Origin of the sequence: Paenibacillus lentus (genome assembly GCF_003931855.1) — a bacterium.
GTDB classification, from domain to species: Bacteria; Bacillota; Bacilli; order Paenibacillales; family Paenibacillaceae; genus Fontibacillus; species Fontibacillus lentus.
In genome coordinates this window covers 1,558,344-1,579,744 of record NZ_CP034248.1, presented here as the reverse complement: position 1 = coordinate 1,579,744, position 21,401 = coordinate 1,558,344, and the positions used below count along the sequence as shown (strand labels likewise).

Sequence of the window (21,401 nt, the reverse complement as noted above, 5' to 3'; positions counted from 1 at the left end):
CCTTTAATTACATTGCTGAGCTTTGTATACTTGAGCTGTTAAACTTCGTATAATCGTGCTGTTTCGCTTCATTTCACTGGCGTTGTTTTACTTCTCACTGGCGTTGTTTTACTTCGCATGTTGTACCGATACACTTCGTATCATCTGATTGCTACACATAGCATATTACCAAGCTTTGCCTACTTGTGTTACTACGCTTCCTCTACCTTCGTGATCGGTGCGAAGCCAGCGAGCAGACGCTTCACCCCTACCGGGGCTGGAAAAGCAATCTGCAGCTCCATATCATTCCCCGTCCCTTTAACTGATACTATAGTGCCTATGCCCCATTTGCCGTGCGACACTTTATCACCAGCATTGAAATCATCGGAGTTCGTTGGCTTCACAGCCGATGCACCAGATACGCCTGTAGTCACAGTAACACCACTAGAAGAAGGCGCTGCGGATCTTGCTCCCCGATCAGGTGATCGATGTCCGAAATTGCCGCCCGAACTGGACCCAAAGCCGCGGCCACTGTACGCTCCACCAATTCCTGCACCGCGTTGATAACGGTCGCGGGCAATCTCGGTGCCCTCTTTCAATTCCTCTGGAATTTCCTCCAGAAATCGGGAGGGCGCATTCGCTGACGTACGGCCAAAGAGTGTCCTCATTTGCGCGCAGGTGAGGAAGAGTCGCTCCTCCGCTCTCGTGATGCCCACATAAGCGAGACGGCGCTCCTCCTCGAGTTCTTCGTTATCAAGAAACGCGCGGCTGTGCGGGAATATCCCTTCCTCCATGCCGATAATGAAGACGACAGGGAACTCCAGCCCCTTGGCGCTGTGCATGGTCATCAAGGTAACCGCGTCTCCCGCCTGATCCCCTTCGTCATCATTCATCGTATCTATATCCGCGATCAACGCAAGATCGGTTAGAAAGGAAACAAGCGTCTTATCTTCATTATTCTTCTCGAACTCCATCGTTACGGAGAGGAATTCATCGATATTCTCAAGCCGGGAACGCGACTCCAGCGTGTTCTCATTTTGCAGCTCCAGTCGATATTGCGACATTTCCAGTATTTTTTCCGTTAGTTCCGTGACGGACAAATACTCCACCATTTGATGCAGCGCGGAGATCATATCATAGAATTCGACAAGCGCATTCCGCGTCCGCCCGGCAAGACCCAGGTCATCGACTGTATAAAGCAGACGATAGATAGATATTCCCCGCTCGCCCGCTGCTGCTGTCAACTTGGCCACTGTCGTATCACCGATGCCTCTTTTTGGCACATTAATGATTCGCGTCAAACTGATATCGTCGTCAGGATTGGAGAGCAGCCGCAAATAAGCAAGCAAATCCTTAATCTCTTTGCGATCGTAGAACTTGATTCCGCCTACAATCTGATAAGGTATATCCGATTTGATCAGCGTTTCCTCAATGACCCGGGATTGCGCATTCGTCCGGTACAAAATCGCGTGATCGCGGTAGCTTCGGCCTCTTTTAATACTATTATGGATCTCTGATGTTACAAAATAACCCTCATCATGCTCAGAGTTCCCCCGGTAGACCTTGATCTTATCGCCTTCGCCCTTATCGGTCCATAGATTTTTGGGCTTACGGCCCGTATTCCGACTAATGACGGCGTTCGCCGCGTTAAGGATTGTCGAGGTGGAGCGATAGTTCTGCTCGAGGAGAATCGTGGTTGCCTCCGGATAGTCCTCTTCGAAATTAAGAATGTTGGCGATATCCGCTCCTCGCCAGCGGTAAATCGACTGATCACTGTCCCCGACGACACAAATGCGACGATGTTTATTAGCCAGCAGCTTGCACAGCATATACTGAGCACGGTTCGTATCCTGATATTCATCGACGTGAATATAGGAGAATTTCTTCTGATAGAAATCAAGCACTTCAGGAACTTCCTTGAACAGTTCGATCGTCTTCATGATCAAATCATCAAAATCCAGGGAATTGTTCTGACGAAGCCGCTTCTGGTACATCGTGTACACTTTGGCGACAAGTCCTTCGAAGTAGTCTCCCACTTTTTGCTCATATTTCTGCGGGGTGATCAACTCGTTCTTCGCGGTACTAATCATGGCCTGAACTGCCTTCGGCTCAAATTTCTTCGTATCGATGTTAAGATCCTTCATGCAATTGCGAATCACGGACAGTTGATCTGTCGAATCAAGTATCGAAAAGCTCGAAGAAAAGCCGATTCGTTCAATATCCCGGCGCAAAATACGGACGCACATCGAGTGGAAGGTAGAGACCCAAATGTCTCTTCCTTCCTGTCCCACGAGCCCGGACACCCGCTCCTGCATTTCACGGGCCGCTTTATTGGTAAAAGTAATCGCAAGGATCGCCCATGGCGGTGCTTTGCGAGTAGCTATTAGATAAGCAATGCGGTGCGTAAGCACCCGCGTCTTGCCACTGCCGGCTCCCGCCATAATGAGCAGCGGTCCCTCCGTCTCCTCAACAGCCCGGCGCTGCTCCGGATTCAGCCTAGTTATCGCTTCTTGTATATTTACAGGTTGCATAAAGAAACTCCTTTCCATCAGTTCAAGACGCATCCGTTCAGAACGTCAATTGCACGGCATTTCATTTCCAGCCCTGGTTATGCTCTACCCCGAATTTAAAATCTCAGCAAACAATCAGACTCTGTATACGCGCTCTAACTCTTCACCGCCGCGACCGTGGTCAGGGCCTGCTCCAAATCACTATATAAGGCATTCCCCACTACAATCGTGTCACAGGCGGCCCCGGCAAGACGAGCCGTATCGGCATCCTTGATGCCCCCTCCGTAGAATAGCCGCGAATCGCTCAAAGAGCGATGTACCGTGGATACCAACTCCAGATCACCAAGCATGCCGCTGTATTCCAAATAGACAATTGGGAGATGCAGAAGCTTGTCAGCGATTTGTGCGTATGCAGCCGCCATAGGTTCCGTAAGAGAGGCATCCGCTTCAGCGATGGCCGCGGCGGTACAATCGGGGTTCAAAATGATATATCCCTCAGGAATCAATTGCTCCCAAGGGATCAAAAAACTATATTTATGGGCGGCCCGCGCATGATGGCCGATTAACCAATCAGGATTCTTCGTGTTCAGTACCATCGGAATCAAATATAGATCAAATCCGGGAACAACCGCCTCTAGATCGGAAACCTCCAATACGCAAGGAACCTCGAACTGACGCACGCGCGACAGCAGATCTACCGTGTTTTCATAAGTGACACCACTCGATCCCCCCACTATGACCGCGTCCGTACCAGACAGACAAATGGCTTCCAGGGCAGCCTCCGCCAAGGAGCGGTCAGGATCAATTTTAAACACATGTCGCCAAGAGCCTATCGCTTGCTTCAATTCCATTCCTCCCACATCGGCACGAAAAACGGGGCACGTCACACGCCCCGCCACCTTTAAATCTCATCATGGATGGTATCTTGTTAATGGTGATAACAGCACTTTATGTCTAAGTCTAAGTGACGATGGATACCATGTCAATGTTCGCATTTTAGGGGAACAGATCACCGTGAAGCATCGACCTCATTTCCAGCTAAAAAGTCACTATAAAAGCCATAAACACCCTTCTTCATATACTTAGATACAAGCTTCTTATCATTGATCGTATGGACATACGTCGGAATTCCCGCCCGTTTCAAGGATTTAACCAACTTCTCATTAACTCGGCTCTCAGACATGGTCACCGCAGCGATCCCATTGTTCCGGGCAAAGTAAAGCACTTCTCGATCGCTGTCCTGCGATTGATAGAGCGTATATATAATAGAATCAAAAGGGTAATATTGCTTGATCTGCTTCAGCATGGGCTGGTTGTAAATTTGCGGCACGATGCGTTCCAGCAGCTTCGGATCTCTACCCTTTGCAGAATCAACGATCTTGGCAAAAATGCGGTCAATCTCCTCCGGATCAATCTGCTTCGTATCCGTCACGATATAAATGTCCGGATATTTCACGAGCAGTTCCACGATATCCTCCCAGAGTAAAGGCTCGTATTGCCCATCCACTTTGGCCTGTTTGAATTCCGCCGCCGTCCATACCGCTCCGTACCGATCTTCGCCGAGTTCGTTGTGCTGGCGGAGCATATTTGTGAAGAACTCCCCCCATTCATGACGGGCAATCAGTTCATCGTCCTCGCTGAGCAGCAAGTCCACTTCAAACACACGGGTGCCCTTCTCATAATTCACCATAAAAGCTTCTTTCGTGTTCGTGTAGGTCATATCCTCAATCCCGCCCATGGCATGAGCGATAATCCGGTGCTCCCTAAAGCCTGTAAACGGCTGTTCTGATGGCCGGGACGGTATTGCAATTAGCATAATCCCTATCGCGCAGACTACTAGCAGACTGAACAGCTGTTTTTGTCTCATCGCCTAACGCTTCCTTTTGACATCCTTTGCCTTTGGACAGCAGATCACAAGAGCTTCACAAGCCATCCTAGCAGGATATTTTAATAAGCATTTTTGTTCACGAAGCCGTGGATAATCGTTCGCAGAATGATTTTAATATCTAATAGCATCGACCAGTTCTCGATATAGAAAATATCATGCTGGATCCGCTCCTCAATCGACGTGTCCCCCCGCAGGCCATGGGTTTGTGCCCATCCGGTAATACCCGGACGCACATGGTGCTTCACCATGTATTTCGGCACTTCCTCCCGGAATTGCTCCACAAAATAAGGACGCTCCGGACGTGGACCCACGACGCTCATATGTCCGGCAAGCACGTTGAAAAATTGCGGCAGCTCGTCGATGCTCGTCTTGCGAATAAACGCCCCGAACCTCGTCCGCCGCGGATCGTTCTCTGTTGTCCAGCCCGTATCGACAGTTCCTTCCGGCAGCACCTTCATCGAGCGAAATTTATACATTTGAAAAATTCGGCGGTTCAAGCCCATTCGTTCCTGTTTAAAAATCACCGGACCAGGTGAGGTTAGTTTAATTCCTACCACAACAAACAGCATCACCGGTAGCGTGATAATAATTGCAGCTATAGAAAACACGATATCAAAAGCCCGCTTTACGAGGCGATTCCCCGCCAGATCGAGTGGAATGTCGCGCACGTTAATCAATGGCATACCCGCAAAATTATCGAAATACGGCCGGGCAGGCAGGTAATCGAAAAAGTCGGGAATGATCAGCGTCCGTACGCCCGCTTTCTCACAGCAGGCGATGATTTTTGCGTAGCGAGAGTGTGCATCCAGCGGAAGGGCCAGCACAACTTCATCGACGAGCTTGCTCTCCAATATCGCTTCCAACTGATTGACCGTGCCCAGAATAGGACTATAACGACCCTCTTCAGCGTCATCCCACTCCTGATTGTCATCGAGAAACCCAATAATTTCATATCCGAGTTCTGGATATAATCGCAGGTTATCATGGAATTTACGGCCCAGTGATCCCGCTCCGATGATGAGCACGAACTGCTTGTTATAGCCTTTTCTGCGGAGCTGTTTTAGCGATCTTTTTAAAAAGTAACGATACAGCATGATAAACAGCAAATTTAAGCATATATAAATAGCCAGATAATACCTTGAAATATGGACCTGCTTCACAAAGAACATCAAGCTGAGCAGGATAACAAGGCTCGTAAAATGCACCTGAATGATCTTGAGCACTTCATCCGCGAATCGCTTCCTGCGCTTAGGCGAATAGAAAGAAGCGAGAATACCCACCAGAATGGATATAACGCCATAAACCACGCTCCAAAACGCATAAATCTCGATAGGGAGAGGCTGCTCGTAAGGAATCAGACCACTTTCGAATTTCAGCCACCAGGCGAGTATGAAAGCTAGCTGAATGAACACGAAATCCGTCAATATATACAACTGAGTCAGAAATCGTTGGTTTTTCCGGATCATCGTCTTACCTCCATGTTACTGTTGGTTTCTTGCGGCGGTTGAACCGACGCTGATTCCGAGGCGGGTACCGAGCGAGTCGCCGGCTTGCCTGGTTTCAATTTGTTGCGCATCAAGGACAGTGTGAACTTTACCGCGATTCCACAGTAGATCGCGCCGTTCGTCAGCCACGAATATTGGCGCTTATAATGCTTGCGGTGAAATACCCACATTGCGCGATGGAATTCATAGATGATCTTGAAGGGCTTGCGGCGACTGCTCGCTCCCTTATAATGAACAATGTATGTTGCAGGCTCATACTGGATGCCCCAGCCCGCTTCCTTGATGCGGTAGCACCAGTCGACATCCTCGCCATACATAAAAAAGGTCTCGTCCAGACCACCGATTTGCTCAATCACCTCGCGGCGCACCAGCATAAATGCTCCCATTAAGCAGTCGACCGGGTAAGCTTCGTTTGGATCGAGATAACCCAACTGATACTGGTTGAATCGCGGTGTATTTGGGAACAGCCGAGAGAAGCCAAAGGCATAGTAAAACGACGCCGAAGGCGTAGGAAATCCCCGTCGGCACGCCTTGTCCAGCGAACCGTCGGGTAGGATGATTTTGCAGCCTGAAGCTCCGAGATCTGGCCTCTCGTCCATAAGTGCCACCATCGTCTGCAGCGTATCCGGCTGCACGATCGTGTCCGAGTTGAGCAACAGCACATAACGTCCCCTGGCAGCCTCCATCCCCTGATTGTTCGCTTTGGCAAAGCCCGTATTCTCCTGGTTGACTATAAGCTGAACCTGAGGAAAATCACGCGAAATCGCCTCGACGGAACCGTCCACAGAGGCGTTATCGACCACAAAGACCTCATATTGATAAGCCGTCTCGGAATCGAATACCGATTGCAGGCAATCGAGCGTTAAACGGCAGGTATTGTAATTTACGATGATGATGCTTAAGTCCATTTTAAAACGCGCCCCTGACAAAAATAGTAATCTATCGACATTATAACATAGGTAGAGGGCGGCTACTGATAAATTAATAGAGTTCGCTGATTGGCTCGGATAAATTAAATTCATGAGATAGGTCGGGGACTGAAACGAAGTCTTGGAGATAACAATCACCGCTCATAATAAAAAAGAAGTGATTCCCCATAACCAATGAGGATCACTTCTTTTTATTATGAAACAATTAAACTTTAGCTCTTGTTATAAATTGGATAGAGCATTGAGAAGAGACTGCAAGGCCGCTATTTTAACTGAAAGGTCAACGGTAGTTCCAATCGCATCTTCAACGGCTTGAATTTCACTCGCCAGCTCTGGTCTGCCCGTAGCAACTGCGGCAGCTTTCACTTCATCAAGCAACACGTCCAGCGTCGGCAGCTCAATATCAATCCAGCTAGTAACCGCGAAGCCGCCTCTGGTCAGTTCGACCTCCGCACTATAATATACCGTATCTCCAGTGTTGTTATATTGGCTGAGTATAATCTTGCTCTGATCCAGATTCTTCTCCAAATAGACGTCATCCGTTACGGAGCTCGGGAACAGACTCCGTATTTTAACCTCCAATTCTTCCAATCGACTCGACAATTTATCTAGCTTCTGCTCAATAGCGTCGATTTTTGCCGTCTGCTGCTCTACTTGATCTAATCGCTGATCCATAGAGTCCAGTTTCTGATCCATCGAATCCAGACGTTGATCCATCGAATCAAATCTTTGATCCATTTTCGTCAGCTTCTGATTATTTTCTGCAACCATCTGAATAAGCTGCGCGAGTAATTCTTGCTGTTGTTGAAGTACATTTTCGATTTCCATTTCAACAACCTCACTTCAAATATTGATACATCCCATTATAACAAGCCGAACTAACGGGGGCTATGTCGTTTTATGCTGCCACTTTCCTCCAGCTCCTGCAAAAAGGCTCGAAGCCCCTCTCTCCATGGACGAAGATCCTTAAGCCCGTTTGTGCGGATCGCCAAATGTTCCAAAACCGAGTTGCGGGGTCTTGGAGCGGGTCGGGGAAATTCATCCTTAAATATTAGATCTTACCGAGAATTATAAGAATCTTCAAAACTAGGTTATCCATATAATTTTGGCGATAAAAAGGCTGGCGTAGCGCGAAAGACAAACGCTGAAAGACTCTTTTTTGGGATATGTCCACCAATTGCCTAATTATATTTATCTGCTTGGAAGGTAGCTTGCCTTGAAAAGTCTCAAGAAATACCCTAGCCTGATTACTGATAATATAATGATTCTTACCCTTTGAATATCTCTTGATTCTATTAATCCATTTCATTAGCCATTTGTCAGTCCCGCCACCAAGGGCATTATTTGTATGCTGCCGATATAAAATATGGGGATTCTCATCAAATACAACTTTTCCACTTGAAGACACGCAAATGTAAGCCCACCAATCATGCATGATTACATCGGGAACATTATTCGGCATATTGTGCGCAAGCAAGCTCACTGCTTCTCGATTAAGAACTGTCGTACAACCTACCGCGATGTTCTCTACTAACGCATTATAGATACTAATTGGCTGACGGGGAGGCTCGGGCCAAACAGCCAACTTTCGCAAATCACTTTGCACCATCTGAGTTGCCGAACAATACATCATCGGCATAGAATCACTGTTTTTGCCATTCTCAAGCATTCTAATGGCAGATATTAACTTCTCCTCCATCCATACGTCATCCTGATCGCAAAAAGCAATAAAATCAAAATCATTAGAAGACTCTGCCGCCCTATCTAATAAGTCAAAAAAGCTTGCTTTTGCTCCTTTATTTTCACCTATATACAATTTAATAATCTGAGGATACTTCCTTATAAACTCTTCTATAATGCTTGCCGTAGAATCTCTTGAGCCATCATCTCTAATAAGGATCTTTAAATCAACATGCTGCTGTGCTAGTAAGCTCTCTAATTGTTCATTAAGATATTGTTCACCGTTATACGTAGACAGCAATACTTGGATTTTAGGAATCACACCACAGCTCCTCCACATTTTTATATTATCCATTATAAACAAAAACTCCTATTCTATGTGTATAGAACAGGAGCCCATTAGCATACCACTGAAATTCAGTTGACTATTTTAAGGACATTTCTTGCAAGAATGATTGCAGACCTTCACGCCAAGGTCGGATATCTTGAAATCCGTTTATTCGTATGAAGATATGCTCCATGACTGAATTTTGGGGACGCGGAGCTGGTCTTGGAAATTCATCCGTTGTACACGGCTCTAATTGTGCTTCTATTTTGATTCCCAAAATCTTAGCCGCTTCGTCAATAATCGCTTGGGTGAATTCATACCAAGTACATGACCCACTGTTGGATGCATGGTATACTCCATAATTCTCTGTTTCAATAAGCTGTCCTATAAAATGAGCTAAATCCACGGTGTAAGTAGGAGAACCCTTTTGATCGTTTACCACTTTCAACAAGGGTTTCTCCTGAGCTAATCGAATCATAGTTTTAACAAAGTTATTACCATGCACACCATATAGCCATGAGGTTCTCACAATGAAATATTTAGACGATAAAGATTGTGTTAATACCTCTCCTGCACGCTTAGACTTGCCATAAATGCTTTGTGCATTAGTATTATCGTATTCGTGGTACGGCTGCTGCCCATTACCGTCGAATACATAATCTGTACTGATGTATACTATTTTCGCTTGTATCTGTTCTGCAGCCAGCACCAAATTGCGGGTACCTACCGCATTAACCAAGTATGCGCCCTCAACATCAGATTCAGCTGCATCTACTGCTGTATAGGCAGCGCAATGAATAATAGCATCTGGATGAAATGAATTCAAGACAGTATAACACTGATCCAGATTTGTTATATCCAGCTGCTGACGATCACATCCTAAGATTTCATGACCCGTATCTTGAAGTACTGAGACAACATCTTTCCCCAGTTGCCCCCCTGCTCCAGTTACCAGTACCTTCATGCCTTCTCTCCGAGGCGTTCGCCATATTGCTTAGCGTAATATTCCTGATATGCTCCTGACTGAATACGAGTCCACCACTCTTTATTTTGTAAATACCATGCAATCGTCTCTTTGATCCCTGTTTCAAAATTATGTTTCGGCTTCCAGCCAAGCTCGCTCATGATCTTAGTAGGGTCAATACCATAACGACGGTCATGTCCTGGGCGGTCTTTAACAAAGGTCATGAGTGACCCCGGCTTACCTAATTGTTCTAAAATAGTCTCAACAATTTGTATATTGGTCCGCTCATTATGACCACCAACATTATAAACTTCGCCATTTTTCCCCTTATGAATCACAAGATCAATTGCGCTGCAGTGATCTTCAACATATAACCAATCCCGAACATTCAATCCGTCACCATAAATTGGGAGAGACTCATCCGCCAAAGCTTTGGAGATCATTAGTGGTATTAGTTTTTCCGGAAATTGATAAGGTCCATAGTTGTTAGAGCAACGTGTAATATTAACAGGAAGGCCAAATGTCTCGTTATAAGCACGAACAAGCAAGTCCCCCCCTGCTTTACTTGAGGAGTATGGACTGTTAGGTTCAAGCGGCGTTGTCTCCGTGAAAAATCCCGTCTCTCCAAGCGTACCGTACACTTCATCCGTAGAAACTTGAACGAATTTCGTAATCTCATATTTACGTGCGGCATCCAATAACACTTGGGTACCCAACACATTCGTCTTAACAAAAACATCCGGTTCAAGAATACTTCGATCCACGTGCGATTCGGCTGCAAAATTCACAATAACGTCGACACCCTGACTTACAAGCTCATCCATCATCTTAGCATCCGTAATATCAGCTTTAATAAATGTATGGTTCGGGTTGCTCTCCACCGACTTCAAATTTTCCAAATTACCCGCATAGGTCAGCGAGTCCACGTTGACAATCTTATATTCCGGGTACTGTTCAAGCATATATAATACAAAGTTGCTGCCGATAAAACCGGCACCGCCAGTAACAAGCAGTTTCATAAAAGAGACCTCCCACTATAAATTAATATTTTCTCGCTCTTTCTCACATTTCCTTAGAATTTTAACATTGACTACCTCGAGAGGTGGATATAACGGGAAGTTTATTGAATTTATTTCCTTTCGGCAGTGTGCGGGAACAGAGATTGGAATGGATTTTCCAAAAAAAAGTGGTTTCCGTATGATCGCACCTTGGATATCCACAACACTTCCTTGATGGTTTACCCTCCCATGTCACACGGGGTCTATGCCCTTACATTCCTTCGTTCTACCTCTCAAGGGGTGGACGCCGTTTCTCGCTCCTTTACTGGGTCGTTGCCCTTATGGAATAGTTCCTGCGGCTGATCCGTGCTTCCATTGTCTCTGTATTGATCCTAAGCATATAGTGAGTCTATCGACCTGAACGTGATTGATTTAAGCAGCCAACTGAAGCTGAGCCCGGCGAACCGGTCCTAAGACATCAGCGGCATTGTATACGATTTTCCTTGTGCCTAACGTGTGTAAAATGCGAATCAGTTTTCCACAAAGCGCCACAATAGACTGTTTCTTTTTCAACGGATTGACCTGGCGCTGCGTATAATACTGATGCATCGCTTTAAACTCCGGGTTCTTTGCCACCATGGGCAACACGGCTCGGAAAAGTAGTGCTCGAAGACGTGATCGACCTCGTTTGCTGATCGTCGTTCGACCCTTTTTCTTTCCAGAACTGTTTTCTCGCAGGTTAAGTCCCGCGAGACGGATAATCTGTTGAACGTGGCTATACCGAGATAGGTCACCGGTTTCTGCTAGGAAGCCAGCAAGTGTCGTGATTCCTACACCCGGAATAGTGAGCATTTCCTGTGTGCCAGGAATCTGTTTGAGTAATAACTCCACTTGATTCATGATCTCTTCCAGTTGTTGTGTAAATAAGGCGTACTGTTGCATCCAAGTGTGTAACTCTAACTTAGCAGCAGTGGTACCTTCTGTGAGTCCAATGGATTCAGAGGCAGCTTCCACAAGCTTTTCAGCTCGCTTTATCCCTACGGCTCGCTGTACGTCTTGCTTCCATCGCCCGAGGATCGCAGTGGCGCCAAGGGCTACGATCTCTTGCGGCAATGGAAACTCAGTCAACGTGACGAGCGCGGCTTTGCCCTCCCAGCGCTTAAAGACGTTGTTAAACTCCGGGAAAAACCGATCGAGCCAGTTTTGAATCCGTCTTTGGACTTGCCCCAAACTGACCATCGTTTTCTCACGCATATTCATGAGAATTCTCAAATCTGCGTAAACGCTAGTCGGTAGTTGGGGTTCGGTATAGTGACCGTTACGGACAAGATCCGCAATCACTTTGGCATCCTTGTAGTCATTTTTAGTCTGGGAGTTATCCTCCAGTTCCTTGCTCTTATGCACATGATGAGGATTCACGACCACGATACGAATGCCCTTGTCTTGCAAGAACTCAGCCAGGGGAAACCAGTAGTGTCCGGTGGGCTCAATGCCAAACACAATATCTGTTTTGGCGTACTGCCTCTGCAATGCCTTCATCCACGATACGAGTTTCGAGAGTCCCTTACGGCTGTTTTCAAATACACAGTCTTTGCCAAGCTCGATTCCGCGAAAATCGATCGCTCTGGCAACATGGGTGTCCTTTGCAATATCTGCACCGACAACCAAAGTTTGATCTGTAATGTCCAAAATGCGTTGATTCTGTTTCTCTTTTAGCTTATACTTCATTTGAGCGTCCTCCTTCTAATTAGGGCAGTGAATGGTTCGCATTCCAAGACCCAGCATACAGGAGGCGCTTTTTTTGTTCAAATCTCATATTAATTCATTACAGGAATAGCTCCTAGTTAAAATTCATTTCTGCCTCTGCTAAGATCGGATGCTTCTCATCTTTCGCAGATAATAAAGGTTTACTCACTGGCCAGTCGATATTTAATTCAGGATCGTTCCAAAGTATACCTCTGTCATGTTCAGGTGAGTAGTATTCATCTACTTTATAAAAAACTTGAGTGTTTGGTACAAGTGTGCAATAACCGTGAGCAAAACCTTTAGGAACTATTAATTGGCGTTTGTTATGCTCACTAATAATTACACCAACCCACTCACCAAAAGTTGGTGAGGAATGGCGTAAATCAACAATTACATCGTATATCGCCCCTGTTAACACACGTATTAATTTTGTTTGAGCTTTTGGATTTAATTGATAATGCAATCCACGTAATACACCTGCTTCTTTTGATAAAGATTGATTATCCTGAATAAATTCAAAAGACAGTCCGAGCTCTTTCATAACCTTCTCATTATAACTTTCCATAAAAAAACCCCGATGATCTTCATGTGCCACCGGTTCAATCAGACTGGCTCCCTCCAGCTTTAAAGGAGTTATTTGCATATACTGTTCCTCCTTTTATTTCATAATCAATTATATACAAGAGTGAAAACTCAGCGAACATAAACAGTAACCTCGCAGTAAAATCGAGCTCGATATAATATATCCTAATATAATATGCATTTGACTAGAATTAGTCTCTAGTCGCAAACCCAATTTGTATCGTCAATACTTTAATAACTGCATATTTTTGGATTTAGCAACCCTCATTAAATACTGACCATACTGGTTCTTTTTTAAAGGTTCAACTAATTTCAACAATTCCTCCCGGGAAATATAGCCCATGTTATAAGCGATTTCCTCCAAACAAGCAACCTTCAAACTTTGCCGTTTTTCGATTGTTTCAATAAATTGAGAAGCCTCTAATAATGACTCATGTGTTCCTGAATCAAGCCAAGCAAAGCCACGCCCCAGAATCTCAACACTCAGTTGACCCATGTTGAGGTAAATTTTATTTACATCCGTTATTTCGAGTTCACCCCGATTAGATGGAGAAATCTCTTTGGCGATATCTATCACTTGATTATCATAAAAATACAATCCTGTAACAGCATAATTAGACTTAGGCGCTGAAGGCTTTTCTTCGATTGAAGTAACGCATCCATCTTCGCTAAAATCTACTACTCCAAATCTTTCAGGGTCGCTTACGTAATATCCAAATACTGTAGCTCCAGTTTCCTTCTCTCTAGCTTTTTTTAATAGCTTCGTAAAATTTTGACCATAAAAGATATTATCACCTAGTATTAATGCAACGTTATCGTTTCCAATAAATTTTTCACCGATAATAAATGCCTGGGCCAAACCACCTGGATAAGGTTGCACGGCATATTGCAAATTAATTCCTAAGCTAGTACCATCACCTAGTAAATCCTGAAATCGAGGTGTATCCTCTGGAGTTGATATGATTAAAATGTCTTGAATTCCAGCCAGCATTAATACGGAGAGGGGATAGTAAATCATCGGCTTATCATATACCGGTAATAATTGCTTAGACACGGCTAGTGTAAGCGGATATAACCTTGTCCCACTCCCTCCTGCTAATATAATTCCTTTCATGGCTTTCGCTCCTAACTCAGTTTCGAGAATGTACATTACATATTTAAAATTAATACTGTCCTAAAATTTCATCTATTCCGCCCTTAACATTGACTTCTCAATAACACGATCTGTTATGAGAATCGAATCCTTCTTATTATTCCTGATTACAATAGAAGTTTTATACTTAGATTCATCATCTAATAAATCATAAGGAATTCTAACCACAAAACCTGTTTGATCCAAATGATCAGAACCAAACTTCTGTTTTACATCCTCTCGAATGACTTTAAAGCTATCAAATATTAGCTTATGATCCTTACCATTATCCAAGAGAATATATATGGAGGAATTTCGCATATCAATATTTTTAGCGAAGGACCATCCTACCATTTCAAATCCAAATTTTTTCTCCTCAACAGCATCGATGGAGTATTTCATTTCTCGCTGTTCGAGGTCTAATGTTAAGTTTACCTCATTAGATAAATGTTCAATTGCAATCTGCTGAGCTTCTCTATAAATTATAGACTCAGTATCAATATAAACTTGTCGCCCTTTATTCTCCAGATATATACCAATTCTATAAACTTCGTTATTTAGCTGCGACTTTTTTAATTTAACGACAAACCCAGAGTTATCATAATTAGCTTCATTATTATAGGCCCTTGTTACATCTTCTCTTTTCAAACTATCAGCAAACAAATATTCTGTTTCATTGTCAGTATAAAGTTTCACCACAACTTTTTGATCTTTAGATGACATACCATTTATAAATGTCCATCCTGTCAATTGTATAAATCCATCATCAGTAACTGACAATTCATCCAGACTGTAAGTCAAATTATTATCTAATTCATTCAATTTAAGCGCTTCTAATTTGTTTATAAACCAAACATCTTTAAAATAATACTCATAAGAGTACATTCCAACAAGAGCAAAACAATATAACAAGGTGACAATGATTGCAATTCGAACCTTTTTTTTATGAAACATTATTAATATACCTCATTCCTCAAAACAACTTACTTGTTAAGGCTGACAACCTCGTTTAAAGCCTGGCAAACTATCTCAACCTGCTCCTCTGTTAGACCCGGCCACATAGGCAAACTAAGTACTTCATTTGCTAAAAGCTCCGTCAATTTCAAACTACCCTTTAAATAGTTGTATTCTTTATATGCCTCTTGCAAATGTATTGGAATGGGGTAATGTACCAGCGTCTGAACACCTCTATTTTTAAGCTCTTCTTGAACTTGTTCTCTATCCGAAACTCGCACAACGTACTGATGCCACACCGATGAAGCCCATTCAGGTACTTCAGGTAATATTATTCTCTGATTCGCAAGCTTGCTATTATACCATTGAGCAATCCTATTTCGCTCTTCATTCCACTGATTCAGATACTTCAACTTTACCCTAAGTACTGCTGCTTGTATCTCATCCAAACGAGTATTTGTTCCTTTAGTTGTATGAGTATACTTCACTGACGACCCGTAGTTTCTTAACTCTTTGATGCGATTTGCTAGATGTTCATCATTTGTTGTGACAATTCCCCCGTCACCTAAGGCACCAATATTCTTTCCTGGATAAAAGCTAAACCCAGCTGCATTGCCTAAGGAGCCTACTTTTCGCTGTTTATAATATGCTCCCTGCGCTTGTGCAGCATCTTCAATCACCACTAAACCATGTTTCTTAGCTATTAAATTAATTTCATCCATATCTGCTGGCTGACCATATAAATGAACAGCTATAATTGCCTTCGTTCTGTCCGTTACATTATTTTCAATAAGTTCACTGTTAATATTATGAGTTCCCTCGATGGGTTCTACCAAAATAGGTTTTGCTCCAACATAACTTACCGCAAGTGCAGTAGCAATAAACGTATTAGATGGAATAATTACCTCGTCACCTTCGCCAATTCCATATGCCTTTAAAATTAAATATAAAGCATCTAATCCATTCCCCACACCAATTGCATACTTTGCGTCACAATACTCAGCAAATTCTGCTTCAAATTGCTCTAATTCTCTGCCCAAAATAAACCAATTAGAGTCATAAACCTTTTCTAGTGCACTTAGTACTTCTGCTCTAATCGACTGATGCATAAGTTCTAAGCTTAAAACTGGTATCATAACCTACCCCATCCTTTATTTATTATCTCAAATCATTGAATCTGGCTAATGTTCTCAATAACATTAATTTTAGAGAATAACTCATTGGTGAAGTATTTCTTTATAATCCATTCTCTTCTTATCCCCGATTTTACAAAATAGGTCTTGATGCCGAGCTTTAGCCCCGCCCTTAAATCATCTTCCGTATCACCAACAAAAATATCATGTGAGGAGATATTATATTTTTCTAGTATCTTTTCAGATTTACATACATTCCCTTGATGCTGAATAACAATTATATCTGCAAAATAATTAAAGACCCCATTGTTTCCTATCTCTTGAAATAAATTTTTTTGATTACTACGCCTAGTTACTAATACAAGTTCAAATTTTAAAGCAAGCTTCTCTAAGGCCGGAATAGTATATGAAAATAATTCATTATATTTTAAATATTTCATTTCTTCAATATATTTTGATTTACGTCTATCCCAATCTAATTTATCTAACCCTAAAGCAAAGTGCTTATTTATCCACTCTATTTCATGAATTCCTAGAACCTTAAGACTCCAAAACTCATCAACAGTTAAAATATCCTTGTAACCCTCAGGTAAATGATCTACAAAAAAACGATATAATCTCATCTGGTTGGAAACAATAGTCCCATCATAATCCATAAATATCTTAACTTTATTCATAAAATATCTTTTCCTCATAATATCTAGTAACAACAGAATTCCATTTTACTAATTTCATATATTCATTATAATCCGACAATGGTTCGCAATTCACAAAATGATCAATAAAAAGTTCCATTATATTTACACTTGCAAGAGAACTTGATATACTCATTCCCCCATATCTGGGGTTTAATTCAATGAAGTATATTCCCTTTTCATTTACGATAAATTGAACATTACAAAATCCTGGTATGGGATACTTCGTCAGAATTTTTTCTGTCATTTTAATAAGCTCTGTGTGGTGAACGATTCTAATCTTTGTGGCAACACCTGCTTTTACTTCCAAACGAATACGTGGAATAATCAGTTTAGGTAAGCCTTCTTTATCTGAAAAAACATCCACCGTATATTCATCACCAGTAATAAATCCCTGCGCAAATTCCTTATCCTCATCCATGTCTTCTGAAACTTTAAAATACTCATCTACATTCAAAATTCGTATACCCGTGCTCCCCACACCAATTCGCTCACGGACGATAACCTTTTCAATATCTGAGCCAATTGATTCGCCTCGAATAATCATTGGCGGAACTGTAATTCCTATTTCTTGCATGGAAACCGCAGAAATAAATTTATCTCGAAACAAATCAATAGTTGTTTGATTCGGAATAATCATTTGAATATCTAATTTATGCTGAGAGAGTCTAAATATTTCAAAATCATGAATAGGTATCAACAAATCAATTTTTTCTTTAACAATTAAATCTTCTATAAAGTTAATATAACTCTCTTCTAAAGCTAATGGGGATCGGACAAACTTATCAACTAAAAGACTTCCGCTTGTATAGCCAAATGTATTGCAGTCCAATCCAATAATGCTCACTTCATGCTTTGTTTGTGCTTTTAATAGCTTAATTAAATTTATAGCGGTAGCAGAGCCTATGGAAGTAATACAAATATTCAATTTTCAACCCCCTAACTTCTTAAAAATTTTCTCTAGCTGTTTTTAAAAAGTCCTCATAATCAAAAATATAATCCGATACATCATAATGCTCACTCGCCAAAACCATTAATACACAATCTTCTGAGAAATCCATCATCTCTCTCCAGACCATGCCTTTTAAGTAAATCCCCTTTGATGGGTGATCTATTTTTATAGTTTTCTTTTCTATTCCATTATCCACATAAAAATTACATTCTCCACTAACTGCTATCACTAGCTGCTCCAAATTTTTATGAGCATGCTTTCCTCTTATCACATCTTCTTTCGTATCAAAAATATAGTAAACTCTCTTTACATCAAATGGTACAACTTTACTGTTCGCTTCTAACGAAATCAACGAACCTCGATGATCACCAAAAATATGGAGATCTATAATATCAACATATCTCATATTTCCTCCTAAATATCATCTTATAATCTTTCTTAAGCCAAGATCAATAAAATTAACAAACCTAAGCAATTTATATTTATGAACAAATTTCTTTAATTTCATCATATAGCGATAAGAGCGCGAATTAACTAGAGCATGATATTCCAATTCTAGGAAAGAACTATGATGATTAGTAACAGCATCGCTGTATATATTAAGCGAATAGTAAGAAACTTCTTTATAAACAGGTATAAATTGATCATCAAATTCTATATTATATAAAATATAAAGCTTATTATTCACAATGATTTTTTGACTTAACTCTAAACCTTCTTCAACTGTTAAATAAATATCCCCTTTAGAAGTTGAATCTAGTAAATATTCATTATCCTCAACGGATAGAATATCAATCATCGAATCTATATTAGAAAACGTACAGTTTATAATTGAAGAACTTATAAAGCGTACTCTTCTAACTTGTTCGTTCTTACCTGGAGTAATTTTAATTTTTTTGTACAATTGACTCTTAATACTGTTATTGAGTGTTTCATGATCAAAGAAAAATCCTGTAGAGAACATATTTGTCTTATCTTCTATATAAGTTATAATCTTTCGCTCAACATTCATTTCCTCTTCATCAGAAATAATTAATAATTCTGGAAATTTCATTTGCAAAGCATTTTGCTCTTCCTTTTTGCAAAAAATCGTAACTTTTCTTGCTGCTAGATGATGCATTAATTTAGAATTGTTCATAGCATAATCTATTAAAGAGGCATCAATTAAGCATATAGTATTCACATCAATGCTATCTAGATCAGAATGAAGTTCAAATGTCCCACTATTAACAAGGTACTGTAAACTTGGATTATTCAAAGGTTTTAAGACAAAAGCATTAATTTTATGATATAACTTACCGTAATTTGAAATGCATTTACTGAGCAAGCCCATACGATTATAATAGTCAGCCATTACATACCTAATAAGGTCTATATCGAAACCAAGGTTTAATAGATGTTCACACCATTCTACTAATAAAACAAACAGCAATTTAGAGTAGGCTATGTTTATTTGAATTTTTACGATAATAGATTCTAGAAATGCCTCCTTTTCTTTCTGATTCTTTAAAAATTGCACAAAACCTTCGGAGAATAACACTCTCTTTAACGTAGCATAAAATTCATATTTGCCTTGTGTTATACGTTTTTCTTCTTTGCTAAAATTATTCTGATGAACTCGATAATTACAAGTCGCTTTCTTATTAAAACCAAATTTATAATAGCAAGCCAAATTAAGCCATAGCTCAAAGTCCTGCAATCTATCGTTATTGTACCCCCAGAATTGTGAGACGATAGGTTTTATTTCCTCATCAATCTTAAACACTGATGAGGGAGCACACAAAAAATTACCTCCTATAAGTTCAGCAAAGAAATCCCTACTGTTCAGCATATCCATAGTATCATGTCTGAACATTGTTACATCCTTCAACTTACTTCCATTATCGTCAATGTATGTAACCTTAGAGAACGCTACATTGCATCCGCTAGTTTCAATATAATGAATTTGACTACTCAAATAATCTTTTCCCCATATATCATCTTGCCCAATTTGTGCTATATAAGTCGATTCTGTTGCTTTAAATGCCTTCAACAAGGCAAGACCCACACCACAATTCTTTTCATTTTGAATAAATTTAATTTTATCCGTATACCTTTGTTTATACTCCATAATAATATCTCGTGAAGAATCCGAGGAGCAATCGTCCACAATGACAACCTCGTAATTAGGGTAATCCTGAGTTAATACTGAATCCAATGCCTGCCTTATGAATGCTTCCCCGTTATACACCGGGAGTAGTACTGAACACTTATTCAACAAAAAAACCTCACTTTATGACTATTATGTTTACTTCATCTTTAATGGTATTTGGCTTAACGTTAAATAGTAATCCCTGTAGGTTATTGATAGAAACAAAATTTAAATCCCGCTTCAAAATAAAAGGAACATTCGGCAAATGCCTTTGATAGCTTGGTTCTGACTGAAAATATATATAGGAACTTCTTGGTACAATTAAGATAGGGGCATTTGTATATTCCGATAGATATTTAAAAGGAACTCGACGAGAAGTATTTAAAATTTCCACTATGAGGTCCAAAGATTCTGGCTGACTTCCAATCCAAGAAACATATTGATCATCCGCCAATAAACCAAACCATCTCTCGACCTCTTCCAAGTTATTCGCAAATGGAATTTTATACAAGTCGTAACCAGAGAAAAATTCCGAACAAACCAAATATTGTATATCCTTATCGATGGATACAATAGGCGTTTCGTCAAAATTTTTAAAAAACTCTTCCACTTTCATAATTCTCTCTATATGAGCAGCTGGCTTTTGGTCAATATTTAGCGCAGTGCTATTCTGGTGAACTCTCCAACCATAAGAATAAGAGTCGATATGAACGACATTTATCTCAATGTTTTTAAATTCACGAAGATAATCCAACATTAGACAAATATCAAATATCGAGCTATACTTCTCTGCACTATACTCTTTTAAAATCCGTTTAACAATCTGTGTTCTCATAAGAGTAATATGATGAGTATAAAAATAAAAAACAGTACTTAAAATATCCAATTCAGGTTTGTCAAAAAAATCAAACTTATTCTGATTATCAAATTTATACTCATTCGTGTATAAAAGATCAAAATCATTTTCTGCCTCTAAATAAGCCACTACCTCTTCTAAATCCAAGTGATCATCATGATCTAAAATCCCACAATAATCACCCGATGCTAACTCATAACCAGCCACATAACTTTTATAAATGCCAAGATTCTTTATATTAGAATGAACCTTAATAAACTCATAATTACCTTTCAACTCATCCACGTATTTTACAAGTTCCTTATTGAATGGAGAATCATTTACTAAAACCCATTCTATCTTTTCATTATAAGGCAATATCTGTTGCTTAAGTTCTTCCAAGTAATTCAATGGTGTGTTATACAAGGGAGTGATTAATGACAACTTTTTACTCATGCAA

General features: G+C 41.0%; 19 protein-coding genes and 1 pseudogene. All 20 read right to left on the bottom strand.

Going from position 1 to position 21,401, the window contains the following annotated elements; genetic code table 11:
• Nucleotides 1-191: 191 nt before the first annotated feature.
• Nucleotides 192-2,510, bottom strand: a complete 2,319-nt coding sequence (pcrA, locus tag EIM92_RS07010; RefSeq protein ID WP_125082074.1) for a DNA helicase PcrA — start codon at nucleotides 2,508-2,510, stop codon at nucleotides 192-194.
• A 134-nt stretch (nucleotides 2,511-2,644) separates the two neighbouring features.
• On the bottom strand, nucleotides 2,645-3,334 hold the full coding sequence (gene pcrB, locus EIM92_RS07005; protein ID WP_484217428.1) for a heptaprenylglyceryl phosphate synthase: 690 nt from the start codon (nucleotides 3,332-3,334) through the stop codon (nucleotides 2,645-2,647).
• A 164-nt stretch (nucleotides 3,335-3,498) separates the two neighbouring features.
• A complete protein-coding gene (locus tag EIM92_RS07000) occupies nucleotides 3,499-4,356 on the bottom strand; it encodes a phosphatidylinositol-specific phospholipase C/glycerophosphodiester phosphodiesterase family protein (RefSeq protein ID WP_125082073.1) in 858 nt (285 codons plus the stop codon).
• 80 nt (nucleotides 4,357-4,436) lie between these two features.
• Nucleotides 4,437-5,843, bottom strand: coding sequence for an undecaprenyl-phosphate glucose phosphotransferase (locus tag EIM92_RS06995; RefSeq protein WP_125082072.1), 1,407 nt, complete (start codon nucleotides 5,841-5,843; stop codon nucleotides 4,437-4,439).
• Nucleotides 5,840-6,790, bottom strand: coding sequence for a glycosyltransferase family 2 protein (locus tag EIM92_RS06990; protein ID WP_125085045.1), 951 nt, complete (start codon nucleotides 6,788-6,790; stop codon nucleotides 5,840-5,842). The genes EIM92_RS06995 and EIM92_RS06990 overlap by 4 nt, the downstream gene beginning before the upstream one ends.
• A 243-nt stretch (nucleotides 6,791-7,033) precedes the next feature.
• The gene (locus tag EIM92_RS06985) at nucleotides 7,034-7,639 is read right to left on the bottom strand and encodes a hypothetical protein (RefSeq protein ID WP_125082071.1); all 606 of its coding nucleotides are present in this window, start codon (nucleotides 7,637-7,639) and stop codon (nucleotides 7,034-7,036) included.
• A 50-nt stretch (nucleotides 7,640-7,689) separates the two neighbouring features.
• A pseudogene (locus tag EIM92_RS06980) lies at nucleotides 7,690-7,854 on the bottom strand (sugar nucleotide-binding protein); the annotation flags it as partial.
• Nucleotides 7,855-7,862: 8 nt separating this feature from the next.
• Nucleotides 7,863-8,846, bottom strand: a complete 984-nt coding sequence (locus EIM92_RS06975; RefSeq protein ID WP_246021231.1) for a glycosyltransferase family 2 protein — start codon at nucleotides 8,844-8,846, stop codon at nucleotides 7,863-7,865.
• A gap of 70 nt (nucleotides 8,847-8,916) precedes the next feature.
• On the bottom strand, nucleotides 8,917-9,783 hold the full coding sequence (gene rfbD / locus EIM92_RS06970; protein ID WP_125082070.1) for a dTDP-4-dehydrorhamnose reductase: 867 nt from the start codon (nucleotides 9,781-9,783) through the stop codon (nucleotides 8,917-8,919).
• Nucleotides 9,780-10,802 (bottom strand): dTDP-glucose 4,6-dehydratase, encoded by a 1,023-nt coding sequence (rfbB, locus tag EIM92_RS06965; protein ID WP_125082069.1) that lies wholly within the window; start codon nucleotides 10,800-10,802, stop codon nucleotides 9,780-9,782. The genes rfbD and rfbB overlap by 4 nt, the downstream gene beginning before the upstream one ends.
• A 411-nt stretch (nucleotides 10,803-11,213) precedes the next feature.
• Nucleotides 11,214-12,509 (bottom strand): IS110 family RNA-guided transposase, encoded by a 1,296-nt coding sequence (locus tag EIM92_RS06960; RefSeq protein ID WP_125082068.1) that lies wholly within the window; start codon nucleotides 12,507-12,509, stop codon nucleotides 11,214-11,216.
• 112 nt (nucleotides 12,510-12,621) lie between these two features.
• On the bottom strand, nucleotides 12,622-13,170 hold the full coding sequence (gene rfbC, locus EIM92_RS06955; protein WP_125082067.1) for a dTDP-4-dehydrorhamnose 3,5-epimerase: 549 nt from the start codon (nucleotides 13,168-13,170) through the stop codon (nucleotides 12,622-12,624).
• Nucleotides 13,171-13,332: 162 nt separating this feature from the next.
• Nucleotides 13,333-14,223: a glucose-1-phosphate thymidylyltransferase RfbA gene (gene rfbA / locus EIM92_RS06950; protein ID WP_125082066.1), complete on the bottom strand. Its 891-nt coding sequence runs from the start codon at nucleotides 14,221-14,223 to the stop codon at nucleotides 13,333-13,335.
• A 72-nt stretch (nucleotides 14,224-14,295) separates the two neighbouring features.
• The gene (locus EIM92_RS06945; RefSeq protein ID WP_125082065.1) at nucleotides 14,296-15,195 is read right to left on the bottom strand and encodes a hypothetical protein; all 900 of its coding nucleotides are present in this window, start codon (nucleotides 15,193-15,195) and stop codon (nucleotides 14,296-14,298) included.
• A 29-nt stretch (nucleotides 15,196-15,224) separates the two neighbouring features.
• Nucleotides 15,225-16,331 carry a DegT/DnrJ/EryC1/StrS family aminotransferase gene (locus tag EIM92_RS06940; protein ID WP_125082064.1) on the bottom strand — a complete coding sequence of 369 codons (1,107 nt, stop codon included), beginning with the start codon at nucleotides 16,329-16,331 and terminating at the stop codon, nucleotides 15,225-15,227.
• A 32-nt stretch (nucleotides 16,332-16,363) separates the two neighbouring features.
• Nucleotides 16,364-17,005, bottom strand: a complete 642-nt coding sequence (locus EIM92_RS06935; RefSeq protein WP_164515048.1) for an HAD family hydrolase — start codon at nucleotides 17,003-17,005, stop codon at nucleotides 16,364-16,366.
• The gene (locus tag EIM92_RS06930; RefSeq protein ID WP_125082062.1) at nucleotides 16,998-17,951 is read right to left on the bottom strand and encodes an ATP-grasp domain-containing protein; all 954 of its coding nucleotides are present in this window, start codon (nucleotides 17,949-17,951) and stop codon (nucleotides 16,998-17,000) included. The genes EIM92_RS06935 and EIM92_RS06930 overlap by 8 nt, the downstream gene beginning before the upstream one ends.
• A 19-nt stretch (nucleotides 17,952-17,970) precedes the next feature.
• Complete coding sequence (locus EIM92_RS06925) at nucleotides 17,971-18,381, bottom strand: sugar 3,4-ketoisomerase (RefSeq protein WP_125082061.1); 411 nt, start codon at nucleotides 18,379-18,381, stop codon at nucleotides 17,971-17,973.
• Nucleotides 18,382-18,396: 15 nt separating this feature from the next.
• A complete protein-coding gene (locus EIM92_RS06920) occupies nucleotides 18,397-20,232 on the bottom strand; it encodes a glycosyltransferase family 2 protein (protein ID WP_164515047.1) in 1,836 nt (611 codons plus the stop codon).
• 10 nt (nucleotides 20,233-20,242) lie between these two features.
• Nucleotides 20,243-21,397 carry a glycosyltransferase gene (locus EIM92_RS06915; protein ID WP_125082059.1) on the bottom strand — a complete coding sequence of 385 codons (1,155 nt, stop codon included), beginning with the start codon at nucleotides 21,395-21,397 and terminating at the stop codon, nucleotides 20,243-20,245.
• Nucleotides 21,398-21,401: the final 4 nt, after the last annotated feature.